Consider the following 14,109-nt stretch of genomic DNA (forward strand, 5'->3'; position numbering starts at 1 on the left):
AGAAGCGCGTAACGACGCGACGCGGGTCATTCATTACCCCCTTATGGGTCAGGGCTCGTGTTTGGTTAATCGACTTGAGAACGATGACTTCAGCCCGACGGCCAGAGTTATACTGTTTCCGTATTATTCTTGTCTAGACGTGGGAATAAAAAACAGGTCGCGCCCTACCCAGGGAGTGAAACCGGGTGACTGTTGCAGGGCACGCGTGTTCAGGGCGTAAGACCTCCCAGGTCCTCAGGGATGCGCGATGACGATGAGTGTGGGTGCCCGGGCCTCGACACAGGCCATCACCTTCCGCATGGTCATCGGGTCCAGCGCACCGAAGGCCTCGTCGAGCACCACGACGCGCACGCGCTGCAGGAGCGCCCGCGCGACGAAGATGCGGCTCTGCTCACCATGTGAGAGCTGCCAGCCGCGCTCACCCACCATCTGGAAGAGGCCGGACGGCATCCGCGCCAGCAGCTCCCCCAACCCCAGCTCCTCGCAGATGGCCCGTGCGTGCGCGAGGTCCTCCGCGTTGTGGGGCCAGGAGCGCCCCAACAACAGATTCATCGCCAGGGTGCCGGACACGACGTGGTTCTCGTGGAACTGGGGCGCCCCGGCAATCTGCGCGCCCCAGCCGTCCGTCGTCCAGGTGGCCATGTCCAGGCCCCCCAGCAGCACCACGCCCGAGCCCTGCCCGCGCAGGCCCGTGAGGATGGAGGCCAGCGTCGACTTCCCGGAGCCGGAAGGCCCCTCGAGCAGCACGCGGTCTCCGGCGCGCACGAGCAGCGAGGCGCCCTCGAGCACCGCCCGCGGTGCCCCCGGGTGGCGGAAGGTCAGGTCGCGGACCTCGAGCAGGGCCTGGTTCTTCTCGGGCGGCGTCGCGGTGACCAGCGGCGCCGTCACGGGGGCCTTGGCCGAGTCTCCGTCAGAGGACGCCTCCGCCGCGGCGGCGGTCAGCTTCGCGGCGTCCAGGATGGGCCGGACGCTGCGGAACAGCACGCGCGCGCCCACGAGCGCGATGCCACCGCTGGTGAGCGCGGCCACCGCGCGCGTCGCCAGCAGCGCGGCGCCGACGCCCACGGCAATCTGACCCGTGGAGGCACCCGCGAGCACGCCCGGCAGCGTGGCGATGATGGCCACCGGCATGAGCCCCCGCCTGGCGAGTGTCATCACCCGCGCGGTGCCTGCGTCCCAGGCCTCGGAGGCCCGGGCGTAGTGGGCCAGCTCCTGGTCCTCCTCCTCGTGCCAGCGCGCCGGCTGCTCCTGCGCCAGCCGCGTCCGGTGGCCGAGCATCCGCTCGATGAGCGCGTGCGTCATCACCACCCGCGCCTCCGTCCACTTGCGGAAGAGGACGGCCTGGCGGGCGACGAGCGCCACCATCAGCGCGCAGAAGCCTCCGACGGCCACCAGGCCGTACCAGCCCGCGGGCCCCGACATCATCACGCTGCCGGCCAGCACCATGTCCACCGCCGCCAGCAGGCTGGTGAAGCTGCCCGCCAGCGCCATCTGCTCCATGCCGGCGCTCTCGAAGGTCCGCCCGACGTACTCGCCGATTCCGCCGCGGCGCGCCTCGTCCACGGGCATCGCCAGCGCCCCCGCCAGCAGCCGCCGGCGCAGCAGCGCGGACAGGTCCATCCCCAGCGTGCCCTGAGACCAGGCCAGGGCCGCCTGCAGGGGCACCACCGTCAGCAGCATGAGGCCCCAGGCCTGGAGCCAGCCCATGTCGAGCTGCCCCTCGAAGGCGCCCCGCCCTATCAGCCACCAGCCGAACAGCACGCAGCCCTGGATGATGACCGCCAGCGCGAAGAGCAGCAGCACGCGCCGTCCGGCCTTGAGGGCGCCCAGGTGCTTCAACAGCCGGGCGCCAGGGGGCAGCCGGAGCGAGCGCGCGGCGACGAGGTGCGTGTTGGCCAGCTGCGCCCCCAGCAGCGCCTTGCGGGCCAGGGCGCGCTCGGCGTCCGGCAGGCCCGCCCGCGCGAGGACGCGGTCGGCGATGGGCCCCTGCTGTATCTCGACGAGCGCCTGCACCGCGGCGGTCAGCGCGGTGTAGGGGATGGGGCACAGCGACTCGTCCGGCGCGAGGACGTAGGCCGTGTCACCGGAGGTGGACACGCGCAGCAGCGCGACCAGCGCGTACCGCTGGCCCAGCAGGACCTCCACCAGGGCGGGCGTCGCCCCGCGCAGCGAGCGTTCGACTTCGCCGTGGCGCGTGTACAGCAGCGACAGCTCCAGCCCCAGGGACTGGGCCGCCGTGTCCAGCCACGACGCCAGGCGGCTGGCATTCAAGGGGGCCTTGGAGAAGACCGGGAGGGGGTTGGGCAGCGGCAGCCGCGCCGCCCGCGCCAGGGTCTCCAGCGCGTCGCCCGCGCGCTCCACCGGCCAGGCCAGCTCCTCCAGCGTCGTCGCCCGCGCGGCCGGCGAGGGCCCGAGCGCGGCTTCACCCGCCATGAGCGTCACGACGCCTCCTTCCGCGCCGGGAAGACTTCAGTGGACGGGGGCTGCTCGGAGAGCACGCCATGGTCCAGGACGAGCCGCCTCCACCCGCCACGTCCCGTCAGGTCGCGCCGCATCTCCTCCTCCTCCTCCAGCAGCGCGCGGTAGACGGAGTCCTCGCGTGCCGCGAGCTCCTTCGGGTTCGCGTCCTCGACCAGCTGTCCCGACTTGATGACCAGGACGCGGTCGAACGTCAGCGTCTCCGCGATGTCGTGCATGATGCACAGCAGCGTGGTGCCCGCGAAGTGCGCCCGCGCCCGCTCCAGGAGCGCCGAGCGGCGGTCGCGCTCCAGCCCGCGGAACGGCTCGTCGAAGATGGCCAGCCGCACGTCGGGCCGCAGCAGCGCCCGCCCCAGGCGCACCCGCTGCCCCTGCCCGCCCGACAGCAGGCTGCCGCCCTCGCCCAGGCGCGTCTGCAGCCCGTGGGGCAGCTTGTCGAGGAAGTCGATGAGGTCGGCCGTGCGCAGCGCATGCCCCACCCGCGGCAGCACGTCGTTCATCTCGACGCCATAGGCGAGGTTGTCCACCAGCGACTTGTTCCAGAGCGTCACGTCGGGCTCCACCCACGCCGTCTCGCGCCGCAGCCGCGCCAGGGCCTCGCCCGCCAGCGGCTCGCCATCCACCGACACGGTGCCGCCCGAAGCCCGGTGCCAGCCCAGCAGGATGCCGACGAGCGACGACTTGCCCGCGCCCGAGGGCCCGACGATGGCGACGTGCTCTCCGGCCTTGACGGACACGTTGATGCCCTCGAGGACGGTGAAGCCCGCGGCCTTCACCTCCACGTCGCGCAGCTGGAAGGAGGCGCCCTTCGGCCCCTCCTCCGCGGGCTTGCGCGCCTCGGTCTGGATGAGGGAGGCCCCCACCTCGTCCGGCGCGAGCAGCGGCTCCATCAGGCGTCCGGTGAGCGACGAGGCGGCGGGATACTGGCGCAGCGCCTCGGCGAGCTGCTTGCCCAGCGTGGCCACGGCCAGCGCCCAGTACACGAGCAGCAGGACGGCCCCGGGCTGCACGCCCCCGGAGAGCGCGTGCATGACGATGGCCACCGAGCCAGTGGTGGCGAGCAGCGTGGCCAGGGTGTCGACGACGATGCCCCGGCTCAGCAGGGTGCGGGCGGCGTTGACGAACTCGTGCAGCGGCTCCTCGTGGGCGCGGTTGAGCGTCATCTCCGCGCGGTGCGCCCGCAGCGCCACGGCCCCGCGCAGCGCGTCCAGGTAGAAGCGCGACAGCACGCCGTCGAAGTCCCGCATGCGGCGGTCCGCCTCGAGCAGCGAGCGCTGCGCGATGAGCGGCACGGCGAGCGCCATGGCCCCGGCCAGGATGATGAGGGGCGCGCTGCGCGGCGCCAGCCACACCAGCCCCCCGAGCGTCACCAGCAGCTCCGCGGAGGCGCGCACCAGCGTCACGCCGAGCGTGGGCACCGTGCGCACCATGTGGATGCCGTGGCAGCGCTGGGCCATGTCGGACACGAGCCGGCTGCGGAAGTAGCGGTCCCCCAGGCGGGGAATCTTGTCGAGGAAGGCGAGCCGCAGGCGCACCTCCAGCCTCCGCCCCAGCTGCAGCGTGCCGATGGCCAGCGGGAACTCCAGCGTGAGCATCACCCCCAGCAGCACCAGCAGCGTCGCGATGCCGGCGATGCGCTGCTCCGCTGTCGTCAGGTAGCGCCCCGCGTCGATGATGCCTCGCAGGAGCAGCGCCTCCAGGAAGCCGCCCACCGCGGCCGTCGCGGCGATGGCGGCGAGCACCGCCGGCGCCAGCACGCCGTCGCGGCGCAGCATTCCCAGCAGCTCCTTGAGCGGCCGCGTGGGAGGCTCGAGCAGGGCCGCCTGGAGCTCCGCGGACAGCGGCGGCTCGTCCTCGGCCGGCTCGCCACGCAGCCCCTTCGCGAGGATGCAGACGACGCCGCGCAGCGTGACTTCCTCCTCGCCGGGCTTGCCCACCGCCGTCCAGTAGGGCGGGGGGATGAGCTCCTCGGCGCGCCCCTGCTCCAGGGCCTCGCGCACCTCGCGCAGCAGCTGCTCGGCGAAGCGCGCCGCCACCTCGCCCCGCTGCACGCCACCGCCGTCCACCAGCGTCTGCACCAGCCGCACCGTCGCGTCCAGGCACGCCAGGCCCTTCCAGGAGGCGTCCGCGAGCCCTTCCGCGACCAGCCGCTCCGCCAGGGCCCCGCCGACGAGCGCGGCCACCCTGCGCCGCAGCCCCGCGAGGAACTCCTCGGTGCCGGCCCACTCGCGGAACGCGTCCGCGGGGACCTGCGTCGAGTGCACGTAGAGGCGGTCCATCAGCTGGGAGACGGTCACCCACTGCCGCCCCAGCGCGGGGTCCATGATCTGGATGCGGTTGCCCCAGCGCTTCCAGACGACGACGAAGTGCAGGTTGCTGTCCGCCAGGCGCACCACCGCGATGGCCGGCAGCGCGCCGGTCTCAGGCATCAGCACCTGGTCCCGCGGGAGCATGACCTGCGAGGCGTTCAGGCCCAGCTTGTTGGCCAGCTCCTCCAGCACGTCGATGGACGTGCCGTCGATGTCCGTCTGGCAGGCCTCGCGGAGCCGGCCGTAGCTGACCTGCAGCCCGAAGCCGTCGAACAGCGCCTTGAGGGCCGCCGGACCGCAGTCCATGGCGGAGGTCTGGATGACCTCGGGGATGAGAAGACGCGTGGCGCCGGCCATGGCTTCAGCTCCCGCCCCGGGACAGCTCCACCTCGTCGCGCGCCGCGGGGCCGCCCGTCCCCGCGCGCGGCGGCGCCTCCAGCCCGCGCCCCAGCGAGCGGAGCACCAGCCGCATGGGGGTGGCCTGCTCCACCGCGATGTCCACCGAGCCCGGCAGCCCGTGCTCGAGCGGGATGCCCTCCGGCATGTCGTCCACCGACAGCTCGACGCGCACCAGCCCGTCGCGGGCCTCGCTCGCCACCGCCACCACCGTGGCCTCCAGCATGCCGAACTCCGTCCAGGAGAAGCCCTCCAGCCGCATGCGCGCCCGCTGCCCCGCCCGCACGCGCCCAAGCGCCGTGGAAGGAGACAGCTGCGCGACGATGCGCACGTCGCCTCCCGCGACGACGGTGGCCAGCCGGTCCCCCGCCCGGACCTGCGCGCCCACCCGCACGGAGCCCGTCTCGCCGATGACGCCGTCCGCGGGCGCCCGCACCACGCGGCGCTCCAGCTCCTCGCGCAGGCGCTCCACCGTGGCCCGCGCCACGCTCTCCGAGGCCTCGAGCCCGGCAATCTCCCGCTGCAGCGAGGCCACGCGGATGCGCCGCTCGGAGGACTGCATCGTCCCCTCCAGCTTCACCCGCGTCAGCGCGGCGCGCGTGGCCTGCTCCGCGGCGCCAAAGCGCTCCAGCTCCGAGCGCACCCGGCCCCACTCCGCCTCGCTCACCAGCCCCTGCGTCCAGAGCTTCTCGGTGCTGGCGCCCTCCTCCCGCGCCCGGCGCGCGAGCGCCTCGGCTTCGATGAGCCGGGCCTTCGCCTCCTCCACTCCGGCGGCGCCCTGCCCCTGCTGCGCCACCATCGCGCCCAGCTCCGCCTCCAGCTCCGCGCGCGCCGCCACCAGCTGCGGCCCCACGCCCTGGAGCACCGCCTCGGCCTCCGCGAGCTGCCGCTGCTCCTGCTCGCGGGCCAGCTCGACGAGCACCTCTCCGGCGCGGACCTGGCGGTGCAGCTCCACCTGCGTCTTCACCAGCCGCCCCTCCACGGGAGCGTCGACGGAGTAGACGTCGCGGTGGACCTCCAGCCGCGCCCGCACGCTGGGCTCGTACACGGTGATTCGCGCGCGCAGGAACCAGGTCCCCCACACCGCGAACAGCCCCACCGGTAACAACCAGAACGCCGACCGCCCGCGCCCGCGCACCAGGGCGCGCAGGGTGCGTGGGAACATGCCTTCAACCCTCATGGATGAAGCCTACCTCAATGCGCGGAGCCGGCCGAATCGCCGAAGGAGATGTCTTCAAGGTCATGGACCCCACCCGAGCTCGTTCCACGCCGACGCTACCGCGCGCGTCTGACCCTGGCGGCCCTCATGTCCGGTCCTTGAGATGCGGTGCTGCGACTCGCGCGGCGGGTCCCCCGGCTCCGCACGACTCAGACAGCCACCAGCAAGCGGATTCCCGCTCGCTGGTGACTGGGTTCAACACGCCGTGTTTCAGGCCAGCACGACGTCGTACGTGCCGCAACCACGGGGACCGCCACGAACCTTGGTCTTGATCTGCATGGTCTTCTCCTGGTGTGAGTCGCGAACTCCAGAACGCGGATGGAACAGCCCATGCGCATCTGGAGTAGAAAACTTAAACCTAGGCATTACCCGCGAGTCAAGACCCCCTGAGATTCACCCTTCTTTCCACCATCACGGAACATCGCGTCGTCCTCGAAAGCACCTGACGCACCGCGACAGCCGTGCGGGCCGTCCACCGGGGACTCCGGGCAAAAAGAAATCGCCAGCGGGCGATGCTCCGCCCACTGGCGACTGGTACTGCCCCATCTATTCGTGAGGACTAGATGACGGCGGCGCAGGCGCGGGGACCGCCGCGAACCTTGGTCTTGATCTGCATGGCCAGCTCCTGGTGCAGGTGTGTTCTCCAGTCACGTGCATGAGACCGCCCCATGCGCGCCTGGAGTAGAAAGTGTATTTCCATGACAGACCGGCTAGTCAAGGGATTCAGGCTGTTTTCTTCGCGCGCCGGGGCCCTCTATTCGAGGCACGTCGCAGGGCTGACTGTGTTCAATGAAACCCGTGACATCACCTTTGACGCACGTCGGAAGCATGCGCCCGGCTCCACTCGGAAACACGCGACCTCACGGGTCCGAACGACGCGGTGTTTCATCCCCACCCCGCTGATGACATCCACGTCTGGATTGACGCACCGTTTCTCCCGGAGAGGTTTGACAGCTGGACCCTCCGTGTTTAAATGAGATTTCCACTTCGCGGCCGGTGCGGCCGGGCGCGAGGCTGGGACCCACGTATCACTCACCGGGAGCAGACCATGCAGATCAAGACCAAGGTTCGTGGTGGTCCTCGCAGCTGCGGTACGGTCCGGCTCTAGAGCTTCGACCTGCGGTAGCGCTGTACGTGGTTGCTTCAGCTGGGTCGTCCGCTGACTCGATGAGCGGACGTGCAGTGCGCTTCATGTCTCACTCTACCGGTGCGTCTGGATTGTCCATTCACGCGGGTGGAGTCCACGTGTCGTAGCCACCAGGAGAAATACCATGAAGATCAAGACCAAGGTTCGCGGCGGTCCCCGTCTCTGCGGCGCGGTGCTGGAGTAGCACGCAGCAAAGCATGCGCAGCTGACACACGTCGCCAGTGGGCGGAGCACCGCCTGCTGGCGATTTTCATTTCGGCCTGGTGGAACCCCCACCCCTTGAAGGGCCTCTCGCGGCTGTGAAAGAGTCCACGTCCGTGATGCCTGGAATTTCGCACCAGGCCTGACCTCCAGGAGCAGTCCAATGAGTCGGGAAGAAGTGTCGCCGGTGGATCCCCACGAGACGCTGTACCTGCCCATGAGGCGCCGCTTCGTGAGCGAGTACGTGTCCAATCCGGAGGGCGTCCGGGAGCTGCGCATCTATTACGGCCTCAAGGAAATCACCATCGAGGAGCCGGAGCTGCAGCCCTTCGGTGAGAACCTGCTGAAGCAGGACGAGTTCATGGCCGGCAGCGCCACCACCTGGACGAATGGCGAGCCGCTTCCCTGGCAGCGCGTCCAGGAGCTGCTCACCGCGCTGGTGAAGGAGAACATCCTCTCGCGCGAGGCCCCGAAGGCCGCCACGGAGACGGCCTACCACAAGCGGCTGCTGCAGATGGAGGCGGAGCGGGTGGCCCCCACCGAGCCCCTGTGGTGGAACCCGGACACGGCCCACGTCACGCGCACGCTCACCGGGCGCCCGCTGGAGCTGGGCTACGTGGAGGCCATGCTTCCCGTGCACCGGCTCGCGCATCCCGCCATCGACGCGGAGAACCGCCACGTCGGGGAGAGCAACGTCTTCCCCGACACGATGCGCATGAAGAAGGAGACGGAGTTCAAGGCGTGCCCCTACCCGGGCAGCCGCTACCGCGACGACGCGCTGATGAACGTCACGGCGCTCCGGTCCATGACGCGGCACTGGAAGCCCACGCTCCAGGGCGTGCTCAAGATGCGCGAGGAGTTCCTGCGCCGCTATCCCCTGCTCCCGGACGGGCGCTGGCGGCTGGGTGACCTGCACGCCTTCTCCTGTGCGGTGCTGGCGCTGCCCACCCTGATGCTGATGCGGCAGCACGACCCCATCCCCAACGGGACGATGGACCCGGTGCTGTCGTCCATCTTCCGGGTGACGGACGGCGTGCGCATGGTGGCCATCTACCTCATGCACCTGCCGGAACAGCCGATGCCGTACGACCACCCCATCTCGGCGGCCGAGCTGCTCCACCTCACCGAGCGCGACAACCACTTCCTGTCGACCCGCGGTGTGTGCGCCGGGCCTCCGCACATGGTGGACGAGTTCTTCGCCACGATGCTGGACGGCAAGCCCCTGGCGGACGGCAGCACGCCCACCACGGGGCATGACGCCGAAATCCCCAAGGCCATCGACTACGGCCTGCGGGGCATCCAGCACTACAGCCTCCAGTTCAACCTCTGGAGCCACATGGGGCTCGCCTACGAGCGCATCCGCGAGCAGGTCCTCAAGGTGGAGGACCCCTCCGAGGGCCCCTGGGGCAAGCTGCGCAAGCGCGTGGAGCTCGACTGGAAGATCATCATCCCCACGCGGCAGCACACCTCCGTCCAGCGGGAGTGGGCCGGTGACCGCTACGTGGAGATGTTCGAGAACGCCCAGCGCGGGCTTCCGGGCTTCCGGGAGGACACCCTGGTGCGCTTCAAGCCGGTGTACACGCCCGAGAGGACCGCGCAGGACGCCCGCGTCGCCCAGCAGCTGCGCGAGGTGCTCCACGCCCGCGCCGGCACTCCGCCGGGCGGTGACGAGTCCATCATCGGCGCCATCGCGGACGCGCTGACCGACTTCCTGGCCAAGGAGCGCTCCGTGGTGGGCGCCCTGGAGGACATCCAGCGCCACGTCAACGTGCTGGCGGGGCGCGAGCACCCGACGCGGCGGTTCACCAACCTGGACCTCGCCATCCACCTCAACCTGCGCAAGAACACCATCGGCGTGATGCCGTACCTGCTGGAAGTCTTCAAGGAGCAGTTGGGCATCATCATCGAGAGCTCGGCGGACACCACGCGCATCGAAACCGCGGCGGTCGCCTCGGCGGCCTGACCCACTGCGCGAGTCACATGAATCGCCGGTGAGCGGAGCCTCGCTCGCCGGCGATTTGTTTTTTTCAGGACATCCCAGGGCGGGCAGGCCGGCCCGAGTTCGACGACACTGTATTTGTCCTGGGGGGATTGACGTGGGAAGGAATCACGCCGTCTAATCCCTTGCTCCAGCAAACGGGTGGCGACTGTATCCGTCTTGCTGGAGCCTCCGTATCACCCACCAGGAGACACCATGCAGATCAAGACCAAGGTTCGCGGCGGTCCCCGTGGTTGCGGCGGTCCCATCGTCATCGGTCCCGTTCGCGGCATCGACGGCACCTACACCCAGATCCCGTAGTCTCCGCTCGCGCATGAAACATGCGCGGAGGACCCCAATCGCCAGTGGGCGGAGCACCGCCTGCTGGCGATTTTCGTTTTTGATGGCCGTCACTTGTTTCTCAGATTCCCAAACAAACACAGCTCATCCGCTGAGAATCCAGACGCCCGTTTTTATCAGGACTGTATTAATGCTCGGGGGCTTGACGTGAAGAGTGGCCACGCCTTTTAATCCTTTTACTCCAGCAAGTGGATGGCTTTTACGTCCGCATCACTGGAGCCAGCGCATCAAACACCAGGAGAACACCATGCAGATCAAGACCAAGGTTCGCGGCGGTCCCCGTGGTTGCGGCGGCGTCATCACCACCACGGGCGGCGTGCGCACCCAGATCCCGTAGTTCCGGTTCGCGCGGAACCCCGCGCGGTTGATTCGCTGAAGTTCATGTAGCACCCACCAGGAGAACACCATGCAGATCAAGACCAAGGTTCGTGGCGGTCCTCGCGGCTGTGGCGGCGGTATCGGCCCCATCATCGTTCGCGACCCCGTGCTGACCACGCAGCTCCCGTAATTCCAGGTCGCGCATGAGCAGGCGCGGCTGAAGCGAGTCGCCGGTGAGTGGGAGACCACTTGCCGGCGATTTGTTTTTTCCGGGCCTCGAACCAGGCAAGCTCCCCCGCCTGGCACAGCGCACCATGATGCAACACCGTGTATATTGACATACAATCTACAGTTAAGACTTGACGTGGGTCGCCCATCCGTCTCTGATTGCACCACTCCGCGTGCGCTGCTGAATCCACTCGCACGACTGGAGCCACGCAGCAAAAACCAGGAGAAGACCATGAAGATCAAGACCAAGGTTCGTGGCGGTCCTCGCGGCTGCACCGGTGGCGTCATCCGGGCCAACATTCCGTAGTCCCTCCCGCGCACACGCGCTGGGTTCAAATCGCCGGCGAGCGGGAGACCGCTTGCCGGCGATTTCGTTTTCGCGGTGTTCCCAGGCGCGCCACCGCTGCTTCCGAGGGCGTGGAGTGGCCCGGCGGCTCTCGCCACCATTCGCAGGAGCCAGCACGAGGGGCAGGCGGCGCAGCCACTCCTCAGGGCGCCGGCCCGTGGCCAGTAGCAACCGGCTGCACGCACAGTCACACTCTTCCACCCGCAGCGAAGCCTCTGAGTTGTTCTACGCGCGAATGCGGAAGATTCCAGCGCGGGGCAACGAGCGTTGCCTGGGCGTCCGAGTCCCCTTTTCTTTTGTGAAAAATCCTTGAGATAGGAGCTTCGCAGCCGCCTCTAGGACTGTGCCGAGCCAACCACCGGAGATTGGAATGACATTGAAGGTCTTCAGGCATGACGCATCACGATTCGTTGTCGCGGCTTCGCTGCTGTCCCTGCTGGGATGTGGGCCGCAGGAGGCCGAGGCGCCCCTCGAAGCCACCACCGCCGCGTCCCAGGCACTGTCGACGGTGAGCTACCGGAGCAGCAGCACGGCCAGCGGGAAGAGCATCACCTCGCTCACCATCGCAAAGCCGACGGGTACGGTGGCGGGTGACGTGCTGCTCGCGCGCATCATCAACCGGAACAACGTCGCCGCCGTGGCGACGGCTCCCGCGGGCTGGACGCTGCTGCGCTCCGACCAGAGCGCGTCTCAAATCAAGGCCTGGGTCTTCTACAAGGTCGCCGGCAGCGCCGAGCCCGCGAGCTACGCGTTCACCATCGACCTCGCCAGCTACATGGCGGGCAGCATCTCGGCGTTCTCGGGCGCGGACAACGCCAATCCCATCGACGCCCACAGCGGCCAGAAGAACGGGACGACCGCGAGCTTCGACACGCCCGCCATCACCACCACTGCCGCCAACGGCCTGGCGGTCTGGTTCGGCGCGCAGATCTGGACCGGCGCGGCGTGCCCCGTCAGCCCCATCGTTCCTCCCACGGGCTTCACCGAGCCGTTCGACACGTGCCTGGTCTCCTCGTCCACCGGGCTGCTCTATGACGCCGCCTACAAGGACCTGGGCGCCGCGGGGCTCCAGCCCGCGTTCAACGGCAGCTCGCCGTACGCCCAGACGAACGTCGCCCAGGTCGTCGCGCTCCGGCCCGCGGGCGCGCCCGCGTGCACCGTGGGAGACACCTTCGCGCCCACGTACACGACGGTGGGTACCGTGGCGTCCACCGCCATCGTGGAGCCGTCCGGCCTGGCCGCCAGCCGCCTCACGCCGGGCGTCATCTACGTCCACAACGAGGACACCACGGCCGTGGTCGCCATCAGCGCCGCCAATGCCAGCACCCTGGGCACCTTCAACGTCGCCGACGTGACGCCCGCGGACTGGGAGGACGTCGCCACGGGTCCGTGCCCGGCCGGCAAGTGCATCTTCATGGGAGACATCGGCCGCGCCAGCGCCAACTTCCCCACGCCGCCGTCCACCTTCGCCGTGTATCGGATTCCGGAGCCCAACATCGGCGGCGGCCAGACGAGCGGCAGCCTCACGGCGGAGAAGTTCCCCTTCCAGTACCCGGACACCCCGAAGGACGCCGAGTCCATCATGGTGCACCCGACGACCGGTGACATCTATGTCATCACCAAGTCGTCCACCGGCCTGAGCAAGGTCTACAAGTTCCCCAAGCCGATGCCGGCGCCGGATACCCTGACGACGCTCATCTTCGTGGCGAACCTGCAGCTGCCGACGAACTCGGACCCGGAGTTCCCCAAGGCCACGTCCGCGGCCATCCACCCGTGCGCCAACCGCTTCATCCTCCGGACCTACCGCACCGTCTACGAGTTCCGCGCCCCGGCGGGTGCCGCGTTCGAGACGGCCTTCGCGGCCACGCCCGTCGCCCTGACGGACACCGTGGAGGGCCAGGGTGAGGCCATCGAGTACGAGGCCAACGGCGCCAGCTACTTCACGATGAGCGAGTCTCCCTCGCCCTTCAGGCTGAAGCGCGTCGTCCGGCAGTAGCGAGGGCCCCTGCGGCGCCTCCAGGCACGTCCTGGAGGCGCCCGCGCCCCGCGGCTGCTCCTGGCCACGGCCACGGCCGCTGTGCCACCCTGGCCCGGGGAGCCCCGTGAAGGTGACGCACGAAGAAGACCTCCAGCAGCTCGTGGAGCATGCCGTCCAGCGGCTCGTCGACGACTGGTCGTCCCGGGAGCCAGAGCGCCGGCCGTGGGGCATGTGGGTCCTCCGCTGGGGCCCCATCCAGGACGAAAGCGAGCTGGACGCACGCCAGCCCCCGGTACCGCTGCTGGCGGCCTGGTTCCTGACGGACTCGGGCTTCGTGCGTCGCGACGTGTGGAGCTATCTGCGCCATCGAGCGATGGTGTGGTCCAGCCTCGCTGGCGTACGGCTGGCGCCAGTGGGAGTGCTGGAGGTCGCGCCCTACCTGGGACGCAGTGCGGTGTACGCGGCGGCACACTTCGGTCCGAGAGATGCAAATGGCTTCCGTCTGGAGCGAGACTCGCGCGGCCAGCCGGGAGTGCACCGCCTCTGGGTCTCCTGACGGAAACAACGGGCGAAACGAACTTGACCTGAACGGTTGTTCCGTCCAGTTTGCCGCCGCCCCGTCTGGCGCGGGGCCTCACTCAGGAGCTCACATGCCGAAGGCGATTCCCGAGGGCTATCACACCCTGACGCCGTTCCTCACGCTGCGCGATGCCGCGAAGGCCATCGAGTTCTACAAGGCGGCGCTCGGCGCGGTGGAGCTGTACCGGCTTCCAATGCCAGGCGGCAAGGTCGCTCACGCCGAGCTGCGGATTGGCGATTCACGGATGATGGTGGCCGACGAGATGCCCGAGTGGGGCAACAAGAGCGCGAAGACGCTGGGAGGCTCGCCCATCGGGCTCTCCATCTACACCGAGAACGTGGATGCGCTCGCCGAGCGCTTCGTGAAGGCCGGTGGCAAGGTGCTCCGGCCCGTGGAGAACCAGTTCTACGGTGACCGCTCCGGCCAGTTCGAGGACCCCGAGGGCAACAAGTGGACGCTCGGGCAGCACGTCGAGGACGTGTCGCCCGAGGAGATGCAGCGCCGCATGGCGAAGATGGGCGGCTAGCGCCGGCCGGACCTGCCGGCGAGGGCGGCCATGTTAGGCTGACGC

The 14,109-nt window shown here is 69.3% G+C and carries 7 protein-coding genes; 4 read left to right on the forward strand and 3 right to left on the reverse strand.

Annotated elements, in window-relative coordinates:
* Positions 1–234: 234 nt before the first annotated feature.
* The 3 genes from LXT23_RS29780 to LXT23_RS29790 are packed head-to-tail and all read right to left on the reverse strand — an operon-like array spanning position 235 to position 6,348.
* A complete protein-coding gene (locus LXT23_RS29780) occupies positions 235–2,433 on the reverse strand; it encodes an ATP-binding cassette domain-containing protein (protein ID WP_253984010.1) in 2,199 nt (732 codons plus the stop codon).
* 5 nt (positions 2,434–2,438) lie between these two features.
* On the reverse strand, positions 2,439–5,144 hold the full coding sequence (locus LXT23_RS29785) for an ATP-binding cassette domain-containing protein (RefSeq protein WP_253983732.1): 2,706 nt from the start codon (positions 5,142–5,144) through the stop codon (positions 2,439–2,441).
* A 4-nt stretch (positions 5,145–5,148) separates the two neighbouring features.
* Positions 5,149–6,348, reverse strand: a complete 1,200-nt coding sequence (locus tag LXT23_RS29790; RefSeq protein WP_253983733.1) for an HlyD family secretion protein — start codon at positions 6,346–6,348, stop codon at positions 5,149–5,151.
* Between the two features lie 1,565 nt (positions 6,349–7,913).
* Between LXT23_RS29790 and LXT23_RS29795 the strand changes: the two genes are divergently transcribed.
* From LXT23_RS29795 to LXT23_RS29810, 4 genes are all read left to right on the forward strand, one after another.
* Complete coding sequence (locus LXT23_RS29795) at positions 7,914–9,713, forward strand: hypothetical protein (protein ID WP_253983734.1); 1,800 nt, start codon at positions 7,914–7,916, stop codon at positions 9,711–9,713.
* A 1,637-nt stretch (positions 9,714–11,350) separates the two neighbouring features.
* Positions 11,351–12,976 carry a cell wall anchor protein gene (locus tag LXT23_RS29800; RefSeq protein WP_253983735.1) on the forward strand — a complete coding sequence of 542 codons (1,626 nt, stop codon included), beginning with the start codon at positions 11,351–11,353 and terminating at the stop codon, positions 12,974–12,976.
* A gap of 106 nt (positions 12,977–13,082) precedes the next feature.
* The gene (locus tag LXT23_RS29805; protein WP_253983736.1) at positions 13,083–13,514 is read left to right on the forward strand and encodes a hypothetical protein; all 432 of its coding nucleotides are present in this window, start codon (positions 13,083–13,085) and stop codon (positions 13,512–13,514) included.
* 94 nt (positions 13,515–13,608) lie between these two features.
* Positions 13,609–14,064: a VOC family protein gene (locus LXT23_RS29810; RefSeq protein ID WP_253983737.1), complete on the forward strand. Its 456-nt coding sequence runs from the start codon at positions 13,609–13,611 to the stop codon at positions 14,062–14,064.
* Positions 14,065–14,109 lie beyond the last annotated feature (45 nt).

It is taken from the genome of Pyxidicoccus xibeiensis (assembly GCF_024198175.1).
Classification (GTDB): Bacteria; Myxococcota; Myxococcia; order Myxococcales; family Myxococcaceae; genus Myxococcus; species Myxococcus xibeiensis.